Annotated in this window: 5 protein-coding genes; all 5 read left to right on the forward strand. The window is 75.2% G+C overall.

All coding sequences use genetic code 11. From position 1 onward, the window contains the following. The first annotated feature begins 144 nt into the window (after positions 1 to 144). The gene (locus ACFXAM_RS36360) at positions 145 to 582 is read left to right on the forward strand and encodes a PPOX class F420-dependent oxidoreductase (protein WP_380297925.1); all 438 of its coding nucleotides are present in this window, start codon (positions 145 to 147) and stop codon (positions 580 to 582) included. 174 nt (positions 583 to 756) lie between these two features. Continuing rightward, positions 757 to 3,123, forward strand: coding sequence for a lamin tail domain-containing protein (locus ACFXAM_RS36365; protein ID WP_380297927.1), 2,367 nt, complete (start codon positions 757 to 759; stop codon positions 3,121 to 3,123). A 186-nt stretch (positions 3,124 to 3,309) separates the two neighbouring features. After that, on the forward strand, positions 3,310 to 5,376 hold the full coding sequence (locus ACFXAM_RS36370) for a TerD family protein (RefSeq protein WP_380297928.1): 2,067 nt from the start codon (positions 3,310 to 3,312) through the stop codon (positions 5,374 to 5,376). Between the two features lie 190 nt (positions 5,377 to 5,566). Next, the gene (locus ACFXAM_RS36375; RefSeq protein ID WP_380297930.1) at positions 5,567 to 5,725 is read left to right on the forward strand and encodes a hypothetical protein; all 159 of its coding nucleotides are present in this window, start codon (positions 5,567 to 5,569) and stop codon (positions 5,723 to 5,725) included. 71 nt (positions 5,726 to 5,796) lie between these two features. Next, the coding region (locus tag ACFXAM_RS36380) for a heavy metal translocating P-type ATPase (protein WP_380297932.1) at positions 5,797 to 8,057 on the forward strand (2,261 nt) is incomplete at its 3' end.

Below are 8,057 nucleotides of genomic sequence, written 5' to 3' on the forward strand. Positions count from 1 at the left end.
CCCGGGGCCTGGCCTGCACCGCCCGCGCCCGGCTGGCGCCGGCCGGCCCGCGGCGGCGGTGACTGCGGCGGCGGTGACTGCGGCGCCGGCCCTCGGCGGCGGTGACGCCCGAGGGCGCTCCTGCCGGGCCCTAGAATGCCCGGCATGAGCGCCGCCACCCCCCACCCCGACCCGCACCGGCAGGAGCGGCTCGAACGCCTCGTCAGCCTCTCCTCCGGGAGCTATCTGCTGGTCACCACCTTCAAGAAGGACGGCACCGCCGTGCCGACCCCGGTCTGGGTGGTGCGCGACGGCGAGGCGCTCGGCATCTGGACCGTCGCCGACTCCTGGAAGGTCAAGCGGATCCGCAACCGCCCGGACGTCCTGGTCGGCCCCTGCGACGTGCGCGGCAACCCGACCGGCGGGTCCTTCCCGGCCACCGCCGAGATCCTCGGCCCCGGGCGCACCGCCGCCTACCGGACGCTGCTGCGCCAGAAGTACGGCCTGGTCGGCGTCCTCACCCTGTTCGGCAGCCGGCTGCGGCGCGGCGAGCGCGGCACCGTCGGCATCCGGCTCACCCTCACCGGGCCCGCCGACGACTGACCTCCCGTCTCCCCGGCCCCTCCCGCCACGGGTGACTCGTCCGGTTCATGCCAGGCACAACGTTCTTCCGTTGTACGCCTGGCCGTCCGCCGGAGCGCGCGGTATGGCAACGGTGGCGCTGCTACAACACACAGCGCCCCACCATCATCCGTTCGCGCGTCAGGAGGACGCCCCATGCGGCGAACCGATCGAGTCCGGCTCCGTGCGCTGGCGGTGGCATCGGCCGCCGCCGTCGTGGGAGCGCTGACGGCCCTGCCGGCCGGCACCGCGCACGCCGTGTCGCCGGACATCGTGATCAGCCAGGTGTTCGGCGGCGGCGGCAACTCCGGTGCCCCGTACACCAATGACTTCATCGAGCTGTACAACCGCGGCACCGCCCCGGTCTCCGTCACCGGCTGGACGGTCCAGTACGCCTCGGCGGCCGGCTCCTCGTGGGCGAAGACCACCCTGGCGGGCACCATCGCGCCCGGGAAGTACTACCTGGTGCAGGAGGCGGCCGGGGCCGGCTCCGGCGCCGCCCTCCCCGCGCCCGACGCCACCGGCACCATCGCCCTGGGCGCCAACGCCGGAAAGGTCGCGCTGGTCACCAACGCCACCGCGCTCACCTGCTCCACCGGCTGCGCCACCCAGCCCGGGGTGAAGGACTTCGTCGGCTACGGCACGACCGCGAGCTCGGCCGAGGGCTCGCCGACCGGCAACCTCGCCAACACCACCGCCGCGCTGCGGGCGGGCGGCGGCGCCACCGACACCGACAACAACGCGGCCGACTTCGCCGTCACCGCGCCCGTCCCGCGCAACTCCTCCTCCACCGGGGGCGGGACCGGCGGCACCCGGATCCACGACATCCAGGGCGCAGCCCGCACCTCCCCGCTGGCCGGCCAGGCGGTCGCCGCCGTGCCCGGCGTGGTCACGGCGGTCGGCCCGAGCGGCTACTGGTTCCAGGACCCGCAGCCCGACGCCGACCCGGCCACCAGCGAGGCGGTCTACGTCTACACCGCGGGCGCGCCGGGCGTGGCCGTCGGCGACTCGGTCAAGGTCGGCGGCACGGTGAGCGAGTTCCGCCCGGGCGGCACCGGCGGCACCACGAACCTCACCACCACCGAGCTCACCGCGCCCACCACCACCGTGCTCGCCCACAACGTCGCGCTGCCCGCCGCCACGGTGGTCGGCGCGGGCGGGCGGATACCCCCGGCCGCGGTGATCTCCAGCGTCACCACCGGCGACGTCGAGACGGCCGGCGGCTTCCAGCCCGCCACCGACGGCCTGGACTTCTGGGAGTCCCTGGAGGGCATGCGGGTCCAGCTGAACAACGCCGCCGTGGTCGGCCCGAGCAGCTCCTTCGGCGAGATCCCGGTCGTCCCGCAGGGCTCGGCCACCCGCACCAACCGCGGCGGCATCCTGCTGCAGGCCTCCGACGGCAACCCCGAGCGGGTCCTGCTGGACGACGTGCTCGCCCCGACCCCCGCCGCCAACGTGGGCGACACCCTCTCCGGCGCCACCGTCGGCGTCCTGGACTACTCCTTCGGCAACTTCAAGCTGCTGGTCACCGCGACCCCGACGGTGGTCCCCGGCGGCCTCGCCGCCGAGACCACCGCCGCCCCGGCCGCCGGCGAGCTCGCCACCGCGACCTTCAACGTCGAGAACCTCGCCCCGGGCGACCCGCAGAGCAAGTTCGACGGCCTCGCCGCCGCCGTCGTCAACAACCTCCGCTCGCCCGACCTGGTCGCCCTGGAGGAGATCCAGGACAACTCCGGCGCGACCGACAACGGCGTCACCGCCGCCGACCAGACCGTGGACAAGCTGGTCGCCGCGATCGCCGCGGCCGGCGGCCCGGCCTACTCCTACCGCCAGATCAACCCGGTGAACGACCAGGACGGCGGCCAGCCCGGCGGCAACATCCGCCAGGTCTTCCTCTACCGCACCGACCGCGGACTGACCTTCACCGACCGCCCCGGCGCCGGTTCCACCACCGCGGACTCGGTGGTCAACAACGCCGGCACGCCCGCCCTCGCCTACTCCCCCGGCCGCATCGACCCGGCCAACTCCGCGTTCAACGCCAGCCGCAAGCCGCTCGCCGGCGAGTTCCGCTGGAACGGCCGCCCGGTCTTCGTGATCGCCAACCACTTCAACTCCAAGGGCGGCGACCAGCCCCTCTTCGGCCGCTACCAGCAGCCGTCCCGCCCCTCCGAGACCCAGCGGCACGCGCAGGCCACCGTGGTGAAGAACTTCACCGACCAGATCCTCGCGGTCGACCCGAACGCCGCGGTCATCGTCCTCGGCGACCTCAACGACTTCGAGTTCTCCGGGACCGCCGACCTCCTCACCGCCGGCGGCTCCCTGGTCGACCTCCCCCGCACCCTGCCCCTCGCCGAGCGCTACACCTACGTCTACGAGGGCAACTCCCAGGTCCTGGACCACATCCTCATCTCCCCCGCCCTCGCCGCCAAGCCGTACAGCTACGACATCGTCCACCTCAACAGCGAGTTCGCCACCCAACTGAGCGACCACGACCCGCAGGTCGTCCGCATCCCGCTCCCGTAGCCCCCTCCCCCGCTGCCCCGGCGTCACCCCCGGCGCCGGGGCAGCGCCGTACCCGACGGCCCGAACGGTCCGATTGCGTGCGTACAATCACCTCGCAATCCGGTCACATCAGCAGGTCACCACACATCAAGGCTGCGCCCCTGCCGACGGCGCGGCCCGTTCCTCTGGGGGACATCCGTGCAGGAAATGGTCAAGGGAGCCAACGTCGGGCTCGCGACGCTGAGCGAGAGCACCGACTCCGTCACCGTGATCCTGGGGTGGAACAGCCCCGGGGGAGACGGCGACGCGGACGTGTCGGTCCTCCTCTTGACCGCCGAGGGCAAGGTCCGCGACAACGCCGACTTCTTCTACTACAACAACCCCACCGCCGAGGACGGCAGCGTCCAGCTGCTCGACGGCGCCTCCACCGACGTCGGCACCGAGGACCGCATCCAGCTGGACCTCACCGCCGTGCCGGCCGACGTCGAGCGCCTGGTGGTCGCCGCGAGCCGGCCCAACCGCGCGCCCTTCGGCCAACTGGACGACCTCCGGCTCGAACTGGCCGATCTCGGCGGCGAGCGGCTGCTCGGCTTCTCCATCACCGACGCCGGCGCGGAGAGCGCCTTCGTCTTCGGCGAGATCTACCGCCGCAACCAGGAGTGGAAGTTCCGCGCCGTCGGCCAGGGCTACGACACCGGACTCGCCGGGCTGGCCACGGACTTCGGCATCGACATCGAGGACGACGAGAACACGGACGGCGACACCGCCAACGGCGAGGGCGGGGAGGCCGCGGCGGACACCACCCGCGAGGCCACCGGCCCGGCCGGACCGGCCGTCGACGCGCCCGCCGAGCCGGCGGTGTCCGCCCCGGCTCCCCCGGCCGCCCCCGAGCGGACCCCCGAGCCGCAGGCCCCGGCCGCCGGGACGGCCCCGGAGGAGGCGCCGGCGGCGGCCCCGGCGCCCAAGCGCCTGCGCACGGCCAAGAAGAAGGTCACCCTGCCCCGGGCCGCCAAGCCCTCGCTCGCCGAGAACGACGGCTGGCGCACCGCCCGGCTGTTCCCGGCCACCTCGTTGAAGAGCGACCTGGAGCGCGAGGTCCGCGCCACCTCCGTGCTGCTCTCCGTGATGGCCCAGGTGCCGGAGTTCGGCCGCCGCCTCACCGCGAAGTTCGGCGCGCCCGCCGGCCGCACCGAGACCTTCACCGAGGTCTCGCTCCCGCACGGGGACTCCCCGAAGCGCCCCGACGGCGTGATCCGCGTCGAGCGCGCCGGGCGGCTGTGGACGGCGCTCGTCGAGAGCAAGACCAACGGCAACCCGCTGAAGTCCGAGCAGGTCCAGGACTACATGGACATCGCCGCCCGGCGCGGCTACGAGGCCGTCATCACTCTCTCCAACGACGTGGCCCTGGAGGGGAGCCCGCTCGTCCAGGTCAAGATCGACGGCCGGCGCAAGCACAAGGTGCTGCTCGGCCACCTCTCCTGGGCCGAGGTCGCCTACCAGGCGCAGATGCTGATCCGGCACGAGGGCGTGGGCAACCCCGCGCACGCCTGGCTGCTCCAGGAGCTGCTGCACTACCTCCAGCACGACAACTCGGGCTGCCACGGCTTCCAGAACATGGGCCCGGCCTGGGTCCCGGTCCGCAAGGCCGTCGACGAGGAGACGCTCGTCGTCGGGGACGGGCGCGCCGTGCAGGTGGTGGAGAGCTGGGAGCGGCTGATCCGCCAGGTCTGCTTCCAGCTCGGCGGCGAACTCGGCGTCAAGGTGCTGCCGGTCCCCCGAGGCCGGCGCGGCGAGGACCCCACGGTGCTGCGGGCCGCCCTGGCCGACCGGCTCTGCTCGGACGGCCGCCTGGACGCGGAGATGCGGATCGAGGGCGCCGTCGGCACCCTCGCGATCACCGCCGACCTGCGGGTCGGCAAGCTGCGGACCTCCACCGAGGTCCCGGCGCCCGAGCAGGGCTACCCGCTGAGCTGGGTCAAGCGGCTGGTCCGGCAGCTCGGCGAGGCGCCGGCCGACCTGCACGTGGAGACGCTCACCGACGGCGACGCGGCCGGTCCCCGGGGCACCCTGGAGAAGCTGCGGCCCGAGCCGGGCGACCTGCTGCCCAAGGACTCCTCGCGGATCACCGGGTTCCGGCTCTCGCTGTCCAAGAGCACGGGAAGCACCCGGGGCAACGCCGAGAGCGGCTTCATCCGCAGTGTCGACGCCGCCGTCGAGCGGTTCCACTCGGGCGTCCTGGCCCACCTCGACCAGCGGCCGGGCCGCCGGGCGTAACCGGGCCGCCGGCTTCGGGCCGGGGCGCGTGCGGGAGACCGTGCGTGCCCCGGCCCTCGTCGTGTCCGGGGCGAGAGCGGCGGCACGGGGTGGGGGTATGTGATTCGGGTCATTCGGGGTGTTCGGGAACTCGGCGGGGTGGTGGGACGACTGGTGGGGGGTGAGTGGGATGTCGCCGGGTGGCCGGCCGTTGAGTGTACTGGCGGGGTTCGCCCTGCTGCTGGTGGTGGTGTTCGTCGTGGCGTTCGCGGTGGGGCGCGGAGCCGGGCCGGTGACGCCCGGGCTGACGCCCGGCGGCGGGGGCGGCGGCAAGCCCGGGACGGGCCATGAGATGGGGGCGGGCCGGTGACGTCCGTGACGGAGAGTGCCGGGAGCGGGGACACCGGCGCGCTGGTGAGCACCGATCTGGCGGTCGGCGGGATGACCTGCGCGGCCTGTGTGAGCCGGGTGGAGAAGCGGCTGGCCCGGATCGAGGGCGTGACCGCCGGGGTGAACCTGGCCACCGGGCGGGCGCGGGTGCTGCACCCGGCCGCGGTGGGCGTCGAGGAGCTGGTCGCCGCGGTCGAACGGGCCGGGTACACCGCCGAGCCGGCTCCCGACGGGGTGCCGGCGTCCGGCCCGGCGGCGGAGGAGCCCGGGGAGCGGTGGCGGCTGGTGATCACGGCGCTGCTGGCGGTGCCGGTGGTGGTGCTGTCGATGGTGCCCTCGCTGCAGTTCCCGGCCTGGCAGTGGGTCTGCTTCGGGCTCGCGCTGCCGGTGGTGAGCTGGGGCTCGGCCGGGTTCCACCGCCGGGCCCGGCAGGGGCTGCGGCACGCCGCGGCGACCATGGACACCCTGGTGAGCCTCGGTGTGGTCGCGTCGTTCGGCTGGTCCGCGTACGCGCTGCTGTTCGGCGGGGCGGGCGCGATCGGCATGCGGATGCCGTTCTCGCTGACCGCGGACGGCGGCGGCACCGCGCACGTCTACCTGGAGGCGGCCGTCGGGGTGCCGCTGTTCGTGCTGGCCGGGCGGCTGCTGGAGGGGCGGGTGCGGCGGCGCAGCGGTTCGGCGCTGCGGGCGCTGGCCGAGCTCGGCGCCAAGGAGGTCTGCGTCCGCGATCCGCGGAGCGGCGAGGAGCGGCTGCTGCCGATCGAACGGCTGCTGCCGGGGCAGGAGTTCGTGGTCCGGCCGGGCGAGCGGGTGGCCACCGACGGGGTGGTGGTGGAGGGCGGTTCGGCGCTCGACCTGAGCCTGCTGACCGGGGAGTCGGTGCCGGTGGAGGTCGGGCCGGGCGACCGGGTCGCGGGCGCCACGGTGAACGTCGGCGGGGCGCTGGTGGTACGTGCGACGGCGGTCGGCGCGGACACCCAACTGGCCCGGATCACCGCGCTGGTGGCAGACGCCCAGGCGGGCAAGGCGAAGGCGCAGCGGCTCGCGGACACGGTCGCCGGGGTGTTCGTGCCCTGTGTGCTGACGGTGGCGGTCTGCGTGCTGGGCTTCTGGCTGGGCGCGGGCGCCGATCCGCAGGCGGCGGTGACGGCGGCGGTCGCCGTGCTGGTGGTGGCCTGCCCGTGCGCGCTGGGCCTGGCCACGCCGACCGCGCTGCTGGCGGCGACCGGGCGCGGCGCCGAACTGGGCGTGCTGGTGCGCGGCCCGGAGGTGCTGGAGAGCCTGCGCCGGGTGGACACCGTGCTGCTGGACAAGACGGGCACGCTGACCACCGGCCGGATGGAGCTCGCCGCGGTGGCGGTGGCCGCCGGCGCGGGGGTCGACGAGGACCGGGTGCTGCGGCTCGCGGGAGCCGTCGAGCACCGGTCGGAGCACCCCATCGGGCGGGCCGTCGTGGGGGCGGCCCGGGCCCGGTGCGGCTCCGAGCCCCTTCCGGCGGTGGCCGGTTTCGCGGCCGCCGCCGGAGTGGGGGTGTCCGGTGAGGTGGAGGGCCACCGGGTGCGGGTGGTGCGGCCGGACGAGGCGGACGGGCCGCTGCCGCAGGAGCTGGCGCGGGCGCTGGCGGACGCCTCGGCGGCGGGCCGCACGCCGGTGCTGGTGGAGCTGGACGGGCGCCCGGCGGCCGTCCTGGCGGTCGGTGACACGCTGCGCTCGGGCAGCTGGCGCGCGCTGCACCGGCTGCGCGGCATGGGCCTGGAGCCGGTGCTGCTGACCGGGGACGGGCCTGGCGCGGCGCGGGCCGTCGCGGCGGAGCTGGGCATCGAGCGGGTGCACCACTCGGCCTCGCCGGAGCGCAAGGCCGAGGTGGTCGCGGAGCTGAAGGCCGCCGGGCGGACCACGGCGGTGGTCGGCGACGGGGTCAACGACGCCGTCGCGCTGGCCTCGGCGGACCTCGGGGTGGCGCTCTCCTCGGGCAGCGACGCGGCGATCGGCGCGGCCGGGCTGACGCTGGTGCGCGGGGACATCGAGGCGGTGGTGGACGCCGTCCGGCTGGCCCGGCGCACCCTGGCCACGATCCGGGTCAACCTGCTGTGGGCGTTCGGGTACAACGTGGTGCTGATCCCGCTGGCGGCGGTGGGGCTGCTGAACCCGATGCTGGCGGCGGTGGCGATGTCGCTGAGCTCGCTGCTGGTGGTGGGCAACAGCCTGCGGCTGCGGACCTGGCGTCCCGGGCGGGGCGCCGCGGACGGGCGCGGCGGTGGGCCCGGGAAGGGCGGAAGGGACGCCGGTGGCCCCGGTGGCCCCGGTGGCAC

Source organism: Kitasatospora sp. NPDC059462, assembly GCF_042749955.1.
Classification (GTDB): Bacteria; Actinomycetota; Actinomycetes; order Streptomycetales; family Streptomycetaceae; genus Kitasatospora.

What these genes read in the sequence shown, in the direction of transcription:
- ACFXAM_RS36360 (WP_380297925.1), top strand. Translation starts at nt 145, where the DNA reads ATGAGCGCCGCCACCCCCCACCCCGACCCGCACCGGCAGGAGCGGCTC.
- ACFXAM_RS36365 (WP_380297927.1), top strand. Translation starts at nt 757, where the DNA reads ATGCGGCGAACCGATCGAGTCCGGCTCCGTGCGCTGGCGGTGGCATCG.
- ACFXAM_RS36370 (WP_380297928.1), top strand. Translation starts at nt 3,310, where the DNA reads ATGGTCAAGGGAGCCAACGTCGGGCTCGCGACGCTGAGCGAGAGCACC.